General features: G+C 43.5%; 12 protein-coding genes and 1 pseudogene. 4 read left to right on the forward strand and 9 right to left on the reverse strand.

Annotated features, from left to right (window positions below):
* Nucleotides 1–76: 76 nt before the first annotated feature.
* From B2575_RS13465 to B2575_RS13485, 5 genes are all read right to left on the reverse strand, one after another.
* Complete coding sequence (locus B2575_RS13465) at nt 77–1,279, reverse strand: ABC transporter permease (RefSeq protein WP_296242676.1); 1,203 nt, start codon at nt 1,277–1,279, stop codon at nt 77–79.
* The gene (locus B2575_RS13470) at nt 1,279–2,610 is read right to left on the reverse strand and encodes an ABC transporter permease (RefSeq protein WP_296242678.1); all 1,332 of its coding nucleotides are present in this window, start codon (nt 2,608–2,610) and stop codon (nt 1,279–1,281) included. Before B2575_RS13470 ends, B2575_RS13465 begins: the two co-directional genes overlap by 1 nt.
* Before the next feature lie 3 nt (nt 2,611–2,613).
* Nucleotides 2,614–3,798, reverse strand: a complete 1,185-nt coding sequence (locus tag B2575_RS13475) for an HlyD family secretion protein (RefSeq protein ID WP_296242679.1) — start codon at nt 3,796–3,798, stop codon at nt 2,614–2,616.
* A gap of 48 nt (nt 3,799–3,846) precedes the next feature.
* Nucleotides 3,847–4,713, reverse strand: a complete 867-nt coding sequence (locus B2575_RS13480) for a YihY/virulence factor BrkB family protein (protein ID WP_296242681.1) — start codon at nt 4,711–4,713, stop codon at nt 3,847–3,849.
* Between the two features lie 210 nt (nt 4,714–4,923).
* Entirely contained in the window at nt 4,924–6,633 is a 1,710-nt protein-coding gene (locus B2575_RS13485) for a TolC family protein (RefSeq protein WP_296242683.1), read from the reverse strand.
* A gap of 622 nt (nt 6,634–7,255) precedes the next feature.
* Here B2575_RS13485 and glpK point away from each other — a divergent pair.
* The 4 genes from glpK to B2575_RS13505 all read left to right on the forward strand — a co-directional run bounded on the left by glpK (nt 7,256) and on the right by B2575_RS13505 (nt 11,838).
* A complete protein-coding gene (gene glpK / locus B2575_RS13490; RefSeq protein ID WP_296242684.1) occupies nt 7,256–8,848 on the forward strand; it encodes a glycerol kinase GlpK in 1,593 nt (530 codons plus the stop codon).
* A gap of 266 nt (nt 8,849–9,114) precedes the next feature.
* Entirely contained in the window at nt 9,115–9,627 is a 513-nt protein-coding gene (locus B2575_RS13495; protein ID WP_045446919.1) for a hypothetical protein, read from the forward strand.
* Between the two features lie 248 nt (nt 9,628–9,875).
* Entirely contained in the window at nt 9,876–10,907 is a 1,032-nt protein-coding gene (locus B2575_RS13500) for an endonuclease/exonuclease/phosphatase family protein (RefSeq protein ID WP_296242686.1), read from the forward strand.
* A gap of 238 nt (nt 10,908–11,145) precedes the next feature.
* Nucleotides 11,146–11,838 (forward strand): TetR/AcrR family transcriptional regulator, encoded by a 693-nt coding sequence (locus tag B2575_RS13505; RefSeq protein ID WP_055124242.1) that lies wholly within the window; start codon nt 11,146–11,148, stop codon nt 11,836–11,838.
* Between the two features lie 141 nt (nt 11,839–11,979).
* Here B2575_RS13505 and B2575_RS13510 read toward each other — a convergent pair whose 3' ends face one another.
* The 4 genes and pseudogenes from B2575_RS13510 to B2575_RS13525 form a co-directional block, all read right to left on the reverse strand.
* Complete coding sequence (locus tag B2575_RS13510) at nt 11,980–12,753, reverse strand: hypothetical protein (protein WP_296242687.1); 774 nt, start codon at nt 12,751–12,753, stop codon at nt 11,980–11,982.
* A gap of 166 nt (nt 12,754–12,919) precedes the next feature.
* Nucleotides 12,920–18,253: an SdrD B-like domain-containing protein gene (locus tag B2575_RS13515; RefSeq protein WP_296242688.1), complete on the reverse strand. Its 5,334-nt coding sequence runs from the start codon at nt 18,251–18,253 to the stop codon at nt 12,920–12,922.
* Nucleotides 18,254–18,351: 98 nt separating this feature from the next.
* Nucleotides 18,352–20,397 carry a hypothetical protein gene (locus B2575_RS13520; RefSeq protein ID WP_296242690.1) on the reverse strand — a complete coding sequence of 682 codons (2,046 nt, stop codon included), beginning with the start codon at nt 20,395–20,397 and terminating at the stop codon, nt 18,352–18,354.
* A 51-nt stretch (nt 20,398–20,448) separates the two neighbouring features.
* A pseudogene (locus B2575_RS13525) lies at nt 20,449–20,827 on the reverse strand (hypothetical protein); the annotation flags it as partial.

A 20,827-nucleotide genomic window follows, 5' to 3' on the forward strand; every position in this document is an offset into this window, starting at 1 on the left:
TATGACTTTTGCAAGAGGTCTATTGATTTGGCTTTTATTGATGGCAGTCGCTAATGACATGCAATCGTCTTTTGCTTTAGGACACTGTTTTAAGTACTTTATTCGCGTCATGCCAGCGCACCCACATAAGTAGCGCAAAGTAAAACACCCATAAGGCGGCTAGTGCATAAAATCCAGTAGAAACTTGGGAAATACTAGCCCCCATTTGATTAAGCTGGACGGAGGTGTTGATACCCGGTGTCGTGGGTACGAACCAACGTATGATCTGTAAAACTGTGGGCAGCTGATCTGCTGGCCACGGATAACCACTGACAAAAAACATCGGTAGTGAGCTAAAAATTAGGATTTGCATACTACGTTCGCGCTGGCGAAACCAGAGTCCAAGCACACAACCAAGTGTCGCCACGGTTGGACAAAATAACAAAAGGAACAGTAAACTGCCAAGCATGTTTTGCCCACGCGGATAGTGGTGTAGCTCAAATGTCCAACCATAATAAAAGCAGCCAATAATGAAGCTAAACATACTGAGCGCAGCAATTCGCCCAAGCCAACCACGGATACTTGTCGCATGTCGCCGCTGCTCATACCATGTACCAATCAGCATCGCTGTGGCGATTAATAAGGTTTGTTGCAAAATTAGAATAGAGACCGCTGGCACCACATAAGCGCCATAACCTTCTGTTTGATTGTATAAAGGGATAATTACTAATGGTACCGCTTGAGTATTAGCAGCCGCTGTTGCTGAATAAGCACCTTGTGCCACGTTTTTTTTGACTTCAATCCCTGCTGATACCGTACTGACTGCTTTTAAAAAGCCCATCTGTACGTTTTTATTTAACAGAAAGTAGCCGCCATTACCCAATACGCTGACGCTCGCCGCTTTTCCCGATAGTACTTGCTGCTCAAGCCCACTTGGAATGACCATGTACCCAGCGATTTCATCTGACCACATGGCCTCTTTAGCCTGCTGCTCGTTGAGAAAAAGCTGTGTGTCTAACTGTGGACTGGCACTCGCATAGCGAACGATGGTTCGTGATAGATTACTATTGTCGTTATCAATGATACCAACAGGTACATGGTTGACCACTTCTGTCGAATACGGCCAAGGATAAAAAAAACCATAAATAATAGGGGCAATCAGTAAGAGTAATAGCACACCTTTATCAGAAAAGATGTCCTTAATGGTCTGTAAAAAACTACCTAAGAAACTAGGTGTTGAGGACTGCTTGGTTGAATCTGACGTTGTCGAAGATAAATGGTCTTTTGGTGGTAATGACATTAGCGCGCCCCCCAACGTTCAGGATGCGCCAGAGCGCGTTTGGTTAATAAAGTAGTCAGGGTCATCGCAATCGTCGTGGCAATAGCCAGACCATAGACGATCGGCAATGACACAGCAACAGGCGCTTGCATCTGTAATTGTGCAATGTGCAGTTTTAGATAGTGAGTGAGTGGCAGTGCATCTGACCAATGCCGAGCACTGTCACTGATAGCGATATAAGGGAAGGTCACACCAGCAAAGGCATAAGAAGGTGCTGAAATAAAACCAGTAGCAGACAAGCCCATGCGTAATGAAAATGAGCCTAAGGTAAAGATAGCACCCAGCCAAAACGATAGCATTATTAATAATATCAAACCAGCATAAGTTGCAAGCACTGAGCTCATGGCAACGGATTCTTGCGGCGTGGCAAGCCATAGAGCCAACATCGCCCAAATGCTAAAGGCCAATGTCGGCCAAAAGTATTTGCCTAACAGACCAAACAATAATACTAAAACGTTTGCACTTTCCGTCATATCTTCATTCGTATGGACAGAGACTTGATCGTTTTCACTCAAGTCTTGGTTGTTTTCTACGGCATTTAATACTTGCCCTGATGTTGACTTGTTTTGTGTGGTTCGTGTCAAATCAGGATGACTTGTACTGATAAAGCGATACCAGTGGCCGAGTCGCTTATCCCGCAGCTCACGACCAATCGTCGTTGCACCGATCACCATCGCTAAAATATGCAGCAGCGCGGGTATGACGGTTGAAGCCAAAAACTGCTGATAATCGGTGGCTGCGTTAAATAGGCTGATGCGCTGTATACCAATCGGCGAGTAAGCAATCGCAGCTTGCGACGGTGCCATGCCTTGTTTGACTAAACGCTGTATCTCAACGCCTGCCGATAACGTCCCAGCGACCGCTTGAACGCTGGTTTGGATAATGCCCGAATGTGTGCCGTACTGAGCATTTACTTGTAAAATTAATGGAGCAGGCTCAGCAGATAAAATATGCCGAGAAAAATCTTCAGGGATAATGACAATAGCGTAAATATCACGCTGCAAAATAGCCGCTTTTGCCTCAGCCTCTGAGTAATAAAGCTGTTTAACCGTTAGAGTAGGGCTGGCTTCCAAATAGCGTACCGCGGTATTGGCAATCGGGCTATTGTCTTGGTCTATCACCCCAATGGGCAAATCCGTAATCTGTGTTTGTGAAAATATCCACCAAATTAGTAGGACGGTTGCCAGTGGTATCCAGACCACCATACTAAAGTCCCACGGATTTTTGGTCAAAAACCGTCGCTCATAGGCAGCACTACGTAAAAAAGTCTTACTTAACTTCATCGGGTGCATGGCTTACTCTTGGCTTGCATTAGTAAGTGCTGGATTGACGCGTACAATAACGCTCATACCTGAGCGAATACGTGCATCAGGAGTCGTCGGACGTGCCTTTACTTCAAAGGTACGTACATCGAAGCCATCATCATTATTGGTCGGGCGCCAAGTGGCAAAGTCAGACAATGTGGAAGTAGCATAAACGGTAAACTGTTTGGTATAAGGCTTATTTGCTGATGACAGCGCAGGAATCGTACCAGTAAATTTCTGACCAATCGCAAACTGGTTTAAGTAGGATTCGGTGACATTAAGTACGACCCACTGCTCATCGGTATTGACCAACGTCAAGATAGGCACGCCTTGTCCGATGACTTCACCCGCGCTGACAATGACATTGTCCACAATACCTGCAATAGGGCTTTTTAAATTGGCTTCTTCTTTTGCCACCAGTGCTTCTTCTAGTTGGGCATCGACTTGTGCTACTTGTGCTGTCGCCGCTGATTTATCTTCACTGCGTGTGCCTTCTTTTGCCAAATCGTATTGTAAGCGCGCCGCTTCAGTTTGATCTTGAGTGGCCAGATATTGCGCATATGCCTCATCGCGTTTTTGCCGTGCCATAAGACCTTCTTCATAAAGGCGGTTGACACGCTGGTAAGTGTTCTCTGCCAAATCAGAAGCAGCTTTGTTGGCTTGCCACGCCGCTTTTGCTTGAGCGATCTCTTGTGGACGGGCACCATTTTCGGCTTTATCTAACTGACTTTGTGCCATTTGCTTGCCAGCCAGCGCTTGATTGATCTTTGCGTTAATCTCAGGCGAGTCCATTTCAATCAGCTGTTGCCCGACTGTCACTGCATCACCTTCTGTGACCAGAATTTTGGCAATACGTCCCGGCACTTTTGCAGCGATGGAGGTTTGCTGCATCTGCATCTGCCCTTGCAAAGTCACGACTTCAGGCTCGCTATGCTGATTGCTTTTATATAGACCATAGGCAATAACACCTAATACAATCAGAACCAATAGCGCCAGAAGTGCCTTTTTTATCATGGCAGATTTATCCGCTTTTTCTGCATGGCGCTTATAAGTAGGCACTGCTTGCTCATTTTCAGCATCAGTTACTTGATCGTTATGGTTATTGACTGAGTCAGTAGATTGCTCTGAGTCGTTTAACTTGCGCGAGTCGTCTGATTCGTTGGTAGATTCAGTCATGACAGTGAGATTCCTAAAGCAGCAAAATTGAGGATAAAGGGTATGTTATTAGTACATTCGTACAGCATAAGGTTTGGCGCTTTCTAAGGCTTCAGAATTAAAAATCGCACCAAAAGCGACGATAAATGCTGAATAATAAAGCCAAAGCATAATGACCACGGCAGCTGAAAGCGCGCCAAACTCAGCGCTATAGTTATTAAAGTTTTGCACATAAATCGAAAATAGCACAGACAATACAATCCAAAGAATGGTCGCCAGAGTTGCTCCTGGTACCAGTTTTTTTAGCGCAACGGCGTCACGGTTTGGGGCTAGGCGATAGAGACTTAAAAAGCTTAAAAATATGATACCAGCCAATATAGGCCACCTGCTCCAAAGCGCAATCGTTTTAGCTATTTGCGGGAAGGGGAAATAGGCTGCCCCTACAGGAATAATAGCAATAGAAGAGACCGCTATAATCAAGATTACTACCGCGCCAAAGGTTAAGCTGACTGCTAAAATGTTACCTTGTATGAAGCTTCGCTCTTGAGTGATATGAAAGGCAAGATTGATCAGAATAATTAAAGATTTAACACCTTTAGAGCCAGCATATAGGGCGAGTAAGGTCGATAAGATAAGACTAAACGTGAGCGCGGATGTGGTATTAGAGACCAATGCGCTTAGGCGTGAATTGAGGACTTCATACACCGTATCAGGTATAAACGGACGCAAAACCGAGATTTGCTCTTGCATCTCAGCTGGTGAAAACGCGAGACCATAAAGCAGTACAAACACCGCCATTACTGGAAAAATTGATAAGAAACCAAAAAATCCCACGCTCGCGCAGTGTGCCCAAACATTAGAGTTGTTCGCAATACGCCACGTCTTTAATGAAGGCTGCAGCCAGTTATTTATTAATTTAGAAGTCGGGTTTTTCATAAAACAGTATTCACAATAGAGTTAGCAATAGTATGGTTAATGGCAGATTCATGATAATTAGTATGGTCAGGCTACTGTAATAGTATTGCGGCGTTAACCTCGCTTGAGGTATCAAATATACATCTTCGCTCAGCTGCCTTGTCATACTTTCAAATCGAATCAACTATATAAACGCTTATCCACACTATCTATCATTTTCAAATTAAATCATTACTCAGTATACAAAGTCGGTAATCGAATATCAGCAGCATTAAGATAGGCATTAAAGGCAAGAGGTGTACCACAGCTTTGCATGAGTGCGGCCAGCGATTGTACATAGCTGTTCGCCGCTTGCGCTTGTTCAGTACGTGCTTTAAGCGACTGCGTTTGTGCTTGGACTACCTCAATCGGTGTATTTACACCTTCTTGTAGCCCCAACTGGCGCAAACGCAATACTTCTGCGGCCAGATCTACATTGCTTTGTAATGCCTGATAGCGAGATTGGGCATTATTAACATCGTGCCAGTTTTTTTCGACCAGTAATAATAAATTGTCACTGACTTCGATTTCAGACAGATCTGCTTGGCGTATTTTGGCATTGCTCGATGCGAGTGATGCATTTTTATCAAGACCACCCCACAGCTTCCAGCTGGCTGATATACCGGCTACCCAACTGGGGTCTTTTTCAATTTGTCCGTAGCCATAGAGCATGACGGTAGGCTTGTGACCAGTATCTGATAGCGCATGTAGCTGCTCAGCTTGTGCGCGTTTGGCGGCGACTTTTTGTAGACCTGGGTGATTGGTGAGTGATAAATTCTGAAAATAGTTTACATCGGGTAAAGGACGGCTAGAGACGAATAACGGTGTCGTAGGTTTGATGCGATAGTCGGTACGCAATAACCGCTGTAAAGCCATCATCGCAAGACGAGCATCGTTATTGGCATTGACGGACTCACTTTTTGCATCGGCAAGCGCAGATTGTGCTTCTAGGCGATCAACACGTGAGATAAAACCTTCTTCAAAAAGCCGCTGCGCCATATGGTCAGTCTGCTGCAAGGTATCATAAGCATCTTCGCGTAAATAAGCGGCAATGATGGCCAGCTGTGCCTTAAAATAACGCTCAATCAGGGTATTATAAAGCTCGTTTTTATCCAATAGGCTGTCTGCGACGGCTTCTTGGGTACGGGCATTGGAAGCACCTGTCAAAGCGTTGGTACGTCCAGCAGTATAGATGGGCCAAACCACGCCCAGACCTGCACCAGCCGTTGAGCCTGAGCGCTTTAACTCATAAGAATCTGGGATACGCTCACCGACCAATTCACCAAAATTCGGCAAATCTGGTAGTGGTGGAATAGGCGGAATCACATTATCGACACCATTGTTAACGTCATTAACAATACCGTTTTTCAATGATGATAAGTCAAGATCCGCGTCTAAGTTGTAAGCATTGGCTGATAATTGGGCAAACACCAATGGATTGTCTAAAGTTTTGAGCGCATCCGTTTGGTATTCACTAGCAGCAATCGCCGCTTGATTGGCGGCCAGTTTCGGTGACACTTGCAATAAAATATTTTGAGCTTGCTCAAGGCTTAACAGGCTAGATACTGCTAATGGATAACTATTATCAATGCTTTTATGGGTAATGGGATCGATAAGCGTTGTTAAGCCAGTTTTTTGCTCGGCTTGACCCATATCCGTATCTGTCGTTGACCTTCTATTTTGAATCTCGTTTTTTTGAGTATTGTTTTGAGCGATGTCTTGAATGGTGCTTTGAGTACTGTATTGAGTGTCAGCGTCGATAATTTGCGTCACTGCAACGGCTGTGACCTCATTCGGTGACTCGATATTATGATCCGTAGCGCTTGCCAAAGCAGGCACCGATAAACCCATGAACGTAATCGTAATCACCGCAGTAGACAGAGTCGATAAAGCAAATTTCATAAGTCACATAAGCCATTAATTAGAATGCAAAGTATTTTAGAGTCAGGCAAAAAAGTATCAAAAATATCAACTGTTATGGTCAAACCCTGTCCAAACAGTCCAATATGGTCAACCATTAACAGACGCCAATATTTTGTTATGGATAACAAGCGCTACACTGTAGTGGCACAATAGTGACGGGTCAATGCTCAGTATTTGCTTACTGTGCGTTGAATAAGCCATGATTTTATGTTAGAGGTCGGGTGTTAAGACAAATAATAACATCATTTGTTAATTAATAATAAAAGGTTTATCAAGTCATTAGCATTTAAATCGATTTTAGATCACTTTTAAAAGCTGTCAGCGATAATGATGGTTAGTGATGATTGTTGTACTACAAAGCAGTTTATAAACTATACATAATAGTGGTGTGTGCTATATTTCAGCACCTTATAGCATTGAGCAAGATTAAAATGAACGGCATTTATTTTAACCGTCGGCAGTTGCTCATTGGCGCAGTGCTAATGTAAATAAAACTGGCTATTGTGATAAGCGTTACTCACAAAAAGTACGTGCCATCAATAAAGACTCGGCTATAAAATATAAATGTAAAAAATGAATGCGACAAAATAGGATGTGAGCAATGGCAGGATATATTTTGGCTTTGGATCAAGGGACGACATCGAGTCGAGCGATATTGTACGATGATCGTGCGCGTCCGATAAAAATGGCACAGCAGCCCACCACTTTACAAACCCCAAAAGCGGGATTTGTCGAGCAAGACGCGCAACAAATTTGGCAAACGCAGATTAGCTGTGCCCATGATGTGATTAATCAAGCAGGGCTACTTGCTACCGACGTCACCAGTATCGCGATCACCAATCAGCGTGAATCTATTGTCATGTGGGATAAGCAAACGGGTAAACCTTTAGCCCCTGCCATCATTTGGCAAGATCGCCGTACGGCGAACTACTGTAAAACACTCGCAGCTGAGAGTGCCAGTAGCATGATTAATGGCAGCCATGATGATGTGACAAGCGAAGTGCAACGCATTACAGGGCTACGTTTAGATCCATATTTTAGCGCCAGCAAAATCGCTTGGTTATTAGAGCACAATCCGAAATTGAGCGTACGAGCCAGTAGAGGAGAAATAGCGGTTGGTACTATAGACAGTTGGCTCATATATAAGCTAACCGGTGGCGAGCATGTCATTGATGTGACCAATGCTTCCCGTACTTTATTATATGATATCCACAAGCTTGAGTGGTCAGAAGAGCTGTGCGCCCGTTTTGCGATACCTATGAGTATTTTGCCTAAAGTCCTACCATCTGATGGTGACTTTGGTAAAACCAAAAAAGGACTATTTGCCAAACAAATTCCTATTCAAGCGGTATTGGGCGATCAGCAAGCGGCACTTTTTGGACAAGGCTGCCTCGATGCTGGCATGGCTAAAAATACTTATGGTACTGGGTGTTTTATGCTGATGAATATTGGTCAAAAACCCAAACTGAGCGAGCATAAACTACTAACGACAATCGCTTGGCAACGAAAATCCACACCGACTCGTCCAGACAATTTATCGTTCGATCAAATTGTACAGTCAGGCAAACGCATGTTGCAGCCACCCAGAAAGGAAGTCACTTATGCCTTGGAGGGTAGTGTGTTTATGGCAGGTGCTATTGTCCAATGGTTACGAGACAATCTGGGTATGATTCAACAGAGCAGTGAAGTCGAAGATTTAGCCCGCCAAGTTGATAGTAGTGAAGAGGTGGTGTTACTGCCTGCATTCACAGGGCTAGGAGCACCTTATTGGCGCTCCGATATCAGCGCGAGTATTACTGGTATGAGCCGTGGCACGACTAAAGCCCATATTGCTCGTGCTGCGTTAGAGGCGGTTGCCTATCAAACTTATGATGTGCTCATTGCCATGCAAAAAGACAGTCCTCATCCATTAACTGAGCTAAGAGTAGATGGTGGCGCGGCCAATAATGACTTATTGATGCAGTTTCAAGCTGATTTACTCAATGTGCCTGTCCTGCGTCCGAGAGATACAGAAATCACTGCCAAAGGGGCAGCATTACTCGCAGGTTTAAAAACAGGGCTATATGATGAAGGGACGATGCAAGCATCATGGCAAGTCGATCGTGTTTTTGAACCCCAAATGTCCAGTGATATCCGTGAACAGCATCTTAATAAGTGGCAACGAGCCATCGATAGAGCACTGACATCCTTATAAATATTGAACAGACACATTAAAATATTGTAACAACTCAATGAAAAATTACTTAAAACGCTTCACTGTCCTACAAAATCATTATAAAGATACAGGCTGTAACGCAAGGCAATCGCAATCTGGACACAATTTACACAACCTATCTATCTGTTGTCATCCATAAATTTCTATACTTTAGGCGACTCAAGTAACACATGAATCGAGTAAGACCGCTAATTTTTAGCACTTAATAAATCTAAAATATAACAAATTAATTTAAGGATAAAATTATGAGTAACTATGACGGTATTGATCGCAGTGAAGTAAAGCATATGTCAAAAGAAGCTAAGCAGGATCTGAATGCTGATATCATCACAGGTGAGCCAGGTTCGCATCCAGTAGGTACAGCTATTGGTGGTCTTGGCGGCGCAGCAGCGGGTGCAGCAATCGGTACAATGGCAGGACCACTTGGTACACTCATTGGTGGTGCGATTGGTGCTATCGTTGGTGGCGGTGCAGGACATGCAGCAGCAGAAGCGATTGATCCAACACGTGAAGAAGCTTACTGGCGTGCAGAATATGCAAATGTTGATTATTACAAAGAAGGTTATGACTTCGACCGTGATCTACATCCAGCTTATGCAGTAGGGTACGCCAACCGTGCTCGTTATCCTGCGGATGCACGTTTTGAAGACCATGAAGCTGAATTAGAGCGCTCATGGCATGAAGTAAAAGGTGAATCACGCATGGAGTGGGAAGAAGCACGCAAAGCATCGTATGACGCATGGAATCGTGTATCGTAATAAGCGAAACTAACAGCACATTTTATTTAAGTAAGTAGACAGTATATAAGCTTACTACCTTATCACTGGGCTTAGTCTGATTGTAGACTTGGGTCTGCTGATAGACTAAATACTTTCAATTTATGCTATTTTAAAGTCTTCAAAGATTTCTTTGGAGGCTTTTTTGCTGTATATTACTAAGTATGAATATATTAAACAGCCAATCATCTTTGGAAGCAATATTCTAGAATAAAAATGATAGGTAATCTATGAACAATAATGCGGAAGCTAAAAGCGCCAGACAATTCTATATCGCCACTGCCAACTTGCTCAATTTTGCCAACCCTAACCGAATTTATTATGACAATGCGCCAGCTTACAGTAACGATGAATATGAGCACAAGCTAAGCGGCATCACTGATTTATTAGCAAAAGCACATGCTGATATTATTGCGGTGCAAGAAGTCTGGGATAGTAATGCGCTTGAAGCGTTGGCGGTGTCGTTGGGATTTAAGCCCGAGCATGTTGTTGTTGTTCCGCTGGCAAGTAACGACCGTTCAAGCCCTTATACCCATGGCAAAGGGGCACAAAACACTCCTGCTGTTGGTATTATTAGCCGTTTTGAGCAATTAGAAAGCCGCTTGCTTGAAGACATTGCACCAAAAGCGGTGATTGATATCCCTGATATTGGTCTTTACCAGCGCTTTAATCGTCCACCATTGGTAGTACGGGTCGATGCCTTTGGGCAACCGATAACGATTATTATGGCGCATCTAAAAAGTAAACGGGCATTTTTCTTGCGTGATGAAAGTGGCAATTTGTTAGAAGACATGGACGATCCAAATATTCGAGTCCGTGCCAAGCTCCGTAGTTTATGTATGCGCGCCGCAGAAGCAGCTTCTATTCGCATGTCTATTATAGAGCGCTTACGTCATACTCGTGAGCCATTGATTTTGTTAGGTGATATGAACGATGTCACTGGTAGCGTCACTACCCAATTGATGGCTGAGACTGGTGAAGTTAATTACGATAAAGGCATGCGCGATGTTGCATTATTCGATGCTGCGCGTATCCAAGCACGCTATGGTTGGATGAAAGATGTGGCATATACCCATATATATCAAGGTATGCCAGAAGTGATTGATCAATTATTTGTTTCAGAAGAGTTTCTTCCTGATAGTAAGTTTTCACTGGGTCAGGTTGAAAGAGTAGACTATTTCAATGACCATTTAAAGTGGGACTATGCAGATAGAGTCATCGATCATGGTATTATAAGAGCGAAAATTAAACTCAATGATTAAATTTTTTACATTACGTGGTTAACGCTATTAAATGGTTGACCTATACATTAATTTTTAACCCATTTATCTCCCTTGCTTGATAGTGTACAAGCGTTTATGATGCCTCTCCATTAGACATAGTAGCGCTAATATCAGTGCTACATTATTAGCTAATAGGATGTAATTCTTCAATTTAGGGCGAATACTATCTATTGAAGATTATATTTATAAAATAGGGTGTAACATTAAGAGACTTATGATGAGCGAAAATAAAGACGAAAAGATTGAAGATGTGTTGGTAGATTCGGAACTGGCAAAAAAACTGGTCCCGAATAAGTTCAAGTTTACCAGCCAACAAGGCCGTGCGCGCCGTCAAAAACTTTTGGCTGGTGCCAAGAAGTTAAGTGAAACACAACCTATCAATGACATTACTTTGGCAGCTGTATGTGAAGAAGCAGGCATTCCAAGGGCTTCTGCTTATCACTTTTTTCCTAACATCGAAGCGATATTTTTAGCATTGCGTTTTTTGAATGCTATCGAAATATTAGAAATAGTAGAAACAGTCGATATTGGTAATTATGACAGATGGCAGGGCTATTTGACGGCGCTTATTGATAATTGTGTGACGATATTCCATAACGATGAAACCAAAGCCAAGCTCATTTATGACACGAACACGCCTGATTTTGAAGGTGATAGTTTTGGTGAAGATATCGATCATCAGATCGTCGATTTGGTTTATAAGCGTTTATCAGAGCGCTATGAGATGCCGAGTTTCCATGATATTCAAGACACGCTATTGATTGCTTATAGCATTATTAATGCGATATTTACATTGTCTTATCGCCGTCATCAAAGCATTACCAATGAATATATTCAAGAAGCAAACACTGCGTTTATCGCTTATTTGCGTTGCTATTTACCAGAAAAGCTACCGCGTAAGAATCGCTAGTTTTTTCGCTATTTAGATGATGTATAGACATTAGAGTGTGATTAACATGCTCTAATATCTGCTAAGTAAATACAAAAAAGCCGACATATGATGTCGGCTTTTTTGTATTTACTGCCTTGATGAGTAGTGGTAATAATGAACTTAACGGATAGGCGTCAATACTTGCCCACGGCAACTATCAGTACTCGCATCTAATGTCTCATATTGCTTATAATAGATGACGATCAGCTCTTCTAAAGCGACGTTGGTCTGTGAATCATGGGTATTGACGTAAGCTTCGCGGGCTTGTTCAAGCCAACGATCTGCCATGCGAAAATGGATGCCTGATTCCCGCCAGCCGCGCTCGCATTGGTTCGTAGCGGCCCAAATTAAAGCGACCTCGCTGAAGGCTATCTCTCGTGGTGCTGACTCGATACCACCGCTATCTTTTAGCGCGCTTAAGGTTGCCCATAGGTCGGGGCGCATGAGAGCAGAGTTTGAGGGTATGTCTTGAATAAGGTTGAGATCTTGTTCCTTGCCATTTTTTAAGGTAGTCAAAATCGTCTCTGCTGCCTGTGCGGCTTGCTGCCCAGCAGGTGAACGACTATTTATGCTGTCTTGATGGATGGCGTAGTTGAGCCAAGCCTGAGCTTTATAGGCAAAGTATTGTTGACGTGCGCTCATGTTTTCTTGTTGATACGCTTGTAACTCTTTCAACATACAATTCATAGCACGTTGGCGCGTACTTTGGTATTTTGGGTGGTGAGACTGAGTTTGAACATCATTGGCACAGTGAGTAGCGTCATGGGTTACTGCCACTTCAGGAGTATGATGACTCGCCGATGCAATCGAGGTCATTGTCAGGAAGAAAGCGGTTGATAATAAAGCCTTTATAGGCTGTTTATAATGGGCTGCTTTGTTGGCAGGATTAGGCATGATGCAAAACCTCATATTAAGCGGATCAGTATCAATATTAGTATTGGTACTTGCGGTTTTCGGCGCTGATCTCATCGCTTATTAAAATATATCTGTCATATAATATGATGAACAGCGCGATAACGCCCGCATTGTCGTCAGATGATAACACGACAATGGGGATAAATTACAATGTAGAGTGAGTCGTCAAACGCTGGTTCTTACGTGGATCATCACGTTTGAATAGGTCTTCGTCAAACTTGAAACGTAATCTAAAGTAAGCGCCTTCCATAGTGCTATCGTCATAAGCGATGTCTTCATCCTCAAAGCCCATAAAGTTGTAACCTAGTGACAACCAAAGATTGGTCATCGGGCTGTAGCCTACTTCCGCACCCAGCATATAAGACATATCATCTGCTTGTTTGTTCCAGTAAGTGCCTGCTTGCAAGCCCACATCCCAGCGCTCACTGATGTCATATAGACCACGAGCATAAAGCGCATGGGCTGTATTGTCGCTACTGATATTATCTGCATCAAACTGAGTATATTTACCCGCGTAACGGCCTGATAACGTCAACGGACGCGTTGGATGATAGTTACCACTCAATGACCAAATAACGGCGTCTTTTTGATAGGCGTCATCGCCCGTACTGTTATCATCTAAGCGATACTCAAGCTTGGCTAACATGTCTAACTGATTGCTATCATAATCACGATAAGCAGCTCCTAACTGGAAGCGATTAATCGTACGATTGCCATCGTCATAATCGACGCGCGAGTAGATGTCTTTGGCCAACAGAGTTACATCGTCGGTATAGCGATAAGCAATACCAGCGCTACCTAGTAATGTGTCACTGGTCTCACCCCAACGCTTCTCAAAACGCGCTGAGGCTTTGTAATCTTCTTTCGCAAGATACTCTACACCAATGCCAGCTGCCGTTGCGGTGTTTTCGGTATCGCCCTCTAATGATTCAACACGCTCAAATAAAGTATTGATGGTTAAACCTTGCTGGACATACCATTTGTTCTTAAGACCAATGGCCGCTTCAGCTTCGCGAGCACTGATAGCATCACGCATGCGATATTCACTATAGACTTTGCCGTCTTTCATATAAGCGGCATCAAAACCAAATACGGTACGTTGACGTTCTTCAGTATCATCAAGACCATAGCTACCAGATAGACTGTTGATCAAGTCATGACGGGCGTATAGGCGGCCTAAACCACCTAGCGACGTCTCGCCTCCGATGGAGGTGGCATTACGATTACTGTTATCAATATCTTGCTCATATTCTGCAAATACTAAAGAGTCATTGAGCTTGGGCAACCGTGCCGTGATACGAGCGCGGGCGGTAGTACCTTCAATATCTTTTTCAGAATCACTGACATTATTTAGCGCCGATTGATTGATAATATCGTCATTAAAGAGAGTGTTATCAGTCACATCTACGACGTCTGTTACCGCTTGGATATTGCGTGAAGCTGCCGTTGCATCTTGCTTATAATAACGTAAGCCAATCTCGCCAACGATGTTGGTGCTCAAACGCTGTTCAATACTGGCTAAGACACCTTGGCGGTTAGCATCAGTGGTATGATCTTTGGTGCGTACGCCTTCTAGTTTTAGCGCGGTCTTTTTGTCATTAATTAAATGAGTGACTTCGACGCCCGATTCAGCGCGCCCAGCAGTCTGCGGCGAGGCACCAGTCACGAAACCTTCGTCAGTATCGTTATAATAAGCTTTGGCACGAGTGTTTTTCTTGTTATCAAAGTCAAGCTCGATACGCAAGGCATTACCTTCTGCGTCTTGACCGTCTAATTCTGTTGCATTGATTTGATTGCTTGGCTGAAAATTTGGATTCTCAGCTTTATTCATCGCGTATTCAGCGACCAGTTTTAGCTTATCGTTAAACTTGATAACGCTGTTGACGCTAGCCAGCTCTTCTTTGTTAAGAGGGTCAGCACTGTTGACATAGCTACCACCGATGGCGATTTTATCAGTCAACTGCTGCTTGGCAGCAATGCCACCGACCAAGTATTTTTCGCCGCCTTCGTCTACTTCTACAGTGACTCGTAGATAAATAGGGTTGCCATCGATGTCTTGGCTAGCGATAGGGGCTTTTAAAAATAAGCTGCGGCTGATAGGGTCAATTTCATAATCGGCAAAGCGGGTAAGGGTCTCACGGCTAATGATCAAGCCTGGATTGTTGGCGTCACGAGTGATCACTTCGACAGTTTCCGAGTTTTCTAATACGGCGTCAAAGTTTTCAGCCAATGGATAAGGGCCTGAGATACCAAGACCACGAGTCTCATTGACGCGTTGGCTGGAACTGGTCTCCGCGATAAAGGCGGTAATGCGAGTATTGCTATCTTCATACTGGGCTTTTAGGCCAGTCAACGTACGGTTATATTGACCTAATTTAATACCTTCATCGTTATCAATTTGAGTTTTTAAGTCGCCATACATAGCAAATGAGCGACCCTTGTCCAAGCGCACATAGAGTTTGCTGGTAGATTGTGCATCAAAGCCTTTGGCTGATGAATCACCATAGACAGGATAGTATTCGCCAGGCTCGATATCACGGAACAGACGCTCGCCTTTTTTGTCGCTGTCATAAGCCAAAGTGAGCAAATAATCGCCACGTACTTTGCCTTTAAGGAACATCGCGGCGCGACCAGAAGCGGTATAGTCATCGTTACCAGCGAAATCATTGAGCTCTTGCTCAAAAGCGCCTTGGGCGTCAGTAATGCTGCTGCCATCAAAGTCTTTAAGTGAGATCGCGCCTTCGACGATGCCGACGGCAATGAGAGGACGTAATTGCGCGGTAAATTGTAACGGGATAATCTGTTTACTGCTACCAGTGTCGATGACCAACTCACCTTTACCCGGTACACTCGGTGCAGTCACGGGTATGAGTAGCTCACCACCTGAGACAATAACTTGCGTACCAGCTTGATCTTTACTGCTGTCATTAAGATTGATACGGCCGATATTGGTATCGATAGTGATAGGTGTTGAGGCGATATACGGACGGCCATCACGGTCTTTTAGGCTAATAACGACTTGATAATCGCTAACGCCATCTGCCGGTACTAGCTGCGCTTGAGTGCGATAGTCAATGGCTTGTAAATTGTCTGGCGTTGATACTTTAATGGTTTGCTCAGAGATAATTTTGCCATTCACATCAGTAGCGACACCGCGCAAGGTATTGTTGCCACGCTTTAAGTCGACGGCATAGTAATCAAAGGCAGTCACATTCTGTTTTTCTTGCTCAGCTGTTTTGCCGATTTGTTGTTCTGATACTGCTTTTCCATTGGCATATAGGGTAAATATTGAACCCAGTGGCGCTTGTACCTGTACCATTTGTTTATAAGTGCTGAGCTGTTGACCTTCGTTTAAATTGATAAAAGCCACGTCATTGTTAGCCACTTCTTTGAGATATTCTTCTAGCTCTTTTTCTACTGGCGGTGCTACCGTAGTTACGGTCATATCAACACGATTGGCGGCTGGATTGATCATCTCATTGACGATAGCAGAGTCACAGTTGCTGCCCAGATCTAAGTCGCCATTGATGTTGCAGCCACTGGCGTCTACATTATCATCGTAGTCACGATTGTAGTCAGGATCTAGGGTTAGCTCGGTTTTTACTGCTTGCTCAAGGCTATCATTCTTAGCGCTCACTGATTTGCTACGAGCGACAAGCTCCGTATTCAAACGCTCAGTGCTATCGCCCATACCGACCACGATACCGAAATCGGCACGATGTAATTCGCCATATTTTAAGTCAACGAAACGGCTGCCAGCATCACCAGCATTGCGATTACTTTGGGTGACCATCTCGGTTGAGTGAGGAATGGTGGTGCGGTCAACTTTTAAGACGTGAGTTTTGGCACTGACACCATAGAAGTTATACTTACCTTCAGGATCAGTCACGACAAAGTTACCGTTTTCCATGTAGATACGCACGCCTGCAACGCCAAGTTCGCCATCTTCTTTTTGTTGAATGCCGTCACGGTTGATATCGTGGTAGACCTTACCGATGATGATGCCATCAGTATTCATGACGCCGCGCTCTACTTCAATCTTCCACTGTGCTTCTCTTGAAACTAAGCTTTTACCTTGTTCATTGCTAGCAACGGCAGTCGCGCGGTTAATGCCATCACCGCCTAATGATGAAGCACCGATTAAGACACGATACGTGATTTTTTTACTTTCGCCATTTGCCATATTACCTAAATTTAGCACCTGATATTTACCATCAGCTTTAAACTCAGTGGTTTGCGCTTGGTCGATATTGATATCAGTAGTTTGGTTGACACGTACACTACCATCTACATAAGCAAAACCACGTGGTAGGGCGTCTTTTAGTTGCACATCGTAAGCGGTAGAGTTGCCACTATTGGTGATATTGATGGTGTAGCTAACATAATCACCAAATTCAGCGCTTTTAACGTCGCTTTCTTTGGTGACGACTAAGCTTGGGCTATCATCGACGATATTGATTTGTGTATCTAAGTCATCGATACGTACGGTGAAGTCATCTTCGCTTGGTAGCTGCTCAGCGCCAGTGCCGACAGAAGGCGCGATACAGGCGTCTAGACTTGCAGTCAACGTATCATTTGCTAGAGTCTGAATAAATTTGTCATTGACAGCGTTAGCATTGTTTTGTGTTGGTGCTGATAGCTGATATTTACCAGTACTATTGCCCGTCTCAATCGCTTTCAATGCGTATTTGTCACCCGTCAACAAAGAGGTAATCGTGACCCATACTTGATCTGGCTTATCTAGCTGAACGTTACACTGCGCATAGCTGGCATCGATATAGACGTTTTCCTCGATTTGCGAGGTGGTTTTGTTTTCGTCAAACTTAGGCGTTGTAAATTTGATTTCAGGCTCAACGATGATCAGTCTATCAATCGCGTTGACACTCGATACGGATGGGTCTTCTAGAACGACAGCGCCAATTTTAATATCTGCAGTATCGCCACTTTTGCCGTTAACATCTGATAAAGCTTGCACGATAAACTGGATACTTTCACTGTGTCCAAATTTGATTTGTGCGCTTAAATTATCGAAAATAACTTCAGTATCACCATTATCAACGACGCCGTTTTTATTTAGATCTTGATAGACTTTTAAGTTTGAGAGCGTTGGAGATACAGCTAATGTTAGCTCAACAGTCTGGTTGCTATAGCTGGTATTGCTTAGGACATTTACCCAGTTGACCAAGGCGTTAGGCATAACGGTAAGTAACGGCTGTTGAGTGAGTTCAATACCGTATTCAGGAAGGTCTGAGGCTTTGACTTGTACTTGGTTTGAGGTGCTAGATATTGTGACGTCAGTCTGGTTATTGACGTTATAGCTAGCATTTGCAATATTGTTAATGATTTGCAGATTAGGGTTTGCTGCATCAGCTGCAATCGCGATATTTGATTGCATAAGCAACATTGCCAATGACAGCGCAGAGATCTTCGCTGAACACAATGCAGTACGATTAGACGGTGTCATGGTAGATAGAGTCATATGTCGCTTATCCAATAAAATATCAGTGAGGGTAAGGGTAGTTCTACAAGCACTTGATGTACTTGTAGAATCAGTGGAACGATAAATAGTTATTTTTATTAAGGTTGAGATTGTTTAGGAGCGTCCTTTATCTTGACTCTAAATTGAAGAGTTGCAGTACTTTGAGGTGACAAAGTAGTGATTGTTGTATTGATATTAGTACCATCATCATTTGCTGCTGTGGTGATATTGGCGGCTGGCACTCCAGGTGTGGTAGCAGATCCTGCTACATAGTCTGCCGCGGCTGCGAATTTAGATTTAGGATCTAAAATGGTCAATCCTGTAATATCAAAGCCTAGTGCGGTAGTGGATGTGTTGGTAGCATCAATCTTATAGATAACGCATTGGTTTGGTTCAGCATCGATAGCAGTATTTACAAATGTACCCTCAGCAGTACCATCACAATTAGCATCAAGTACTTGTAACTTAGCTAGCGTTAAGCCTTTTATGGTTGTGGTATTAGTAGCAATGGCTGGCGCTGAAGGATCATTACCAGCAGGTGTGATAGTGACGATATTATTTTCAGTCTTATTTAGCGCACCTGTGCCATCAGAATTGACTGTATAAATAATATCAACAGTGCCCTTTGATGCAATAATCACTGAACTTGGAAGACGATATTCGCCAGCAGTGCTAGTAGGTTCTAAATATCCTGTTGTGCCATCAGCTAATTTATAGCTAGGACGATTAGTGGCAGCTGTGTCAGTTATGATGCCAAGGGGTGTCTTACCATCAGGATCAGTAATTTTAATGGTAATAGGACGATTGGTGCCGCCCTCAGGTGCATCACCTGTATTAGTAAGGGTATTAGTGAAGATAGTAGTACCGTCTACAGCAATCTCTTTAGAAGTGCCTTTATTATCGACACCATTAGAGATCGTTAAACTACGTTTATTGACTTCTAGAGCCGCAGCTGAATCGCCACCTTTAGTACCGGGCTCAGCAGTATTGGTATACTCTGTATCATCATCGGCAGGGTAATAAGTCTTCGTATTTTCAGCAGCATCGTCTTTATTGGTACTATCAATAATAGTCACACCACTATCTAAAGTGTCTTCAACACGCGCGTGATTGATCACACCATTGACAGGCGCTACCTTAGGGTCTTGTTTGACATCAAAGGTGATCGTTACACTAGCCCCAACAGCTAGATCAATACCTGAATACACAAAGCCTTGATTAGTACCAGTCGTGGTTTCTACAACAGAAGCACCACTAGTAGCATCCGTTGATTTTACAGAATTTGCTACTAATATTAGACCAGCAGGTAATGTATCACGCACGGTGATACCAGTTGCAGCAGCAGCATAAGTTGCACGGCCATCGTTAGTGACTTTGATACTATAGGTAGCGGTATCATCTAAGTCATTAAGGTTAAGCGTGTCAGTTATCGACTTTACGATACCAAAAACAGGCAAAACTGTACTTGATGTATCTGTATTGGTTAATGTCTTACTAACGCCTGCTGGTGTATTCGTTGATAGAGCCGTACTCGTAGCGGTCAAAGTGAGTTTTTGAGTATCTCCGCCTTTATTGCCTTTCGTCTTAGCATTGATAGTGAATACAACATACTGACCAGCTGTCAGTGTAAAGACATTATTGGTGCCAGTAAGTATTGAGTTAACAGGAATATCAGTGCCAGATGTCCCTGAACCAGTAGCCGCAGTCCCACTAGCTTCAAATAACTGGTATGAAACTGTAGAAGAACCAAGGTCGTAATCAGCCTGATCACCAGATCCATTAGTGATATTGCTTAAATTGACCGTGTATTCATCAGTACGGTTACCAGTATTTTCTAATCTATGTACAAACGCTACCACCTTTTCAGGAGTTACGTTGCCACCAGAATTTATATCATCCGCATTACCAGAATTTTGCGCCAAAAGTGAGAATGAAATCTGCTCTGAGATATTAACAGTAACAGCATTAGATTTGACTTTAGGCTGTTCAACGTTGTTAACAGAATAGGTAGCTTCAGCTACGTTAACAATAGTAGGAGATTTCGTTGATGTGCCACTAACGGCAGCCGTAGCCCCAGTAGAGATACCCATTACCGCAGCAACACCAACGGCTAACAGGCTATAATTAAAATTATTTGATTTCATAGAGATATCCTAAAATTAGAAGAGCAAGATTTTGTGAGTTGAAGGAGAGGTCTAGTTGACGATCGTGTTGAGTGCCACGGCGGCAGACTTCTGTGCTGGTAATAACTTGATATTCCAGCGCAGGGTACGGTATTCAGAAAACGGAATTTTAACCATTTTGCCATCGACTTTACGCATCAGTGGCATATCAGCATAGTTCTTGCCATCGATACTGGCTTGAGCACTGGTAGGGTTAGCTTCACCAGTGAAAGCCATATTGGCAGGGATAGGCAGTACGACAGCCAGATCTTGGATATCTTTGTTAATAATATTGCTGTATGTTGCCTTGTACTGAATGACCGTACCCGCTGGAGCATTACGAACTGGTAGATAAGAGATTGAACCGCCCCGGGATTGTCGGAGACTCAACATTCTGAGAGAATACGACAAT

This window comes from Psychrobacter sp. UBA6739, assembly GCF_002453835.1.
Classification (GTDB): domain Bacteria; phylum Pseudomonadota; class Gammaproteobacteria; order Pseudomonadales; family Moraxellaceae; genus Psychrobacter; species Psychrobacter immobilis_A.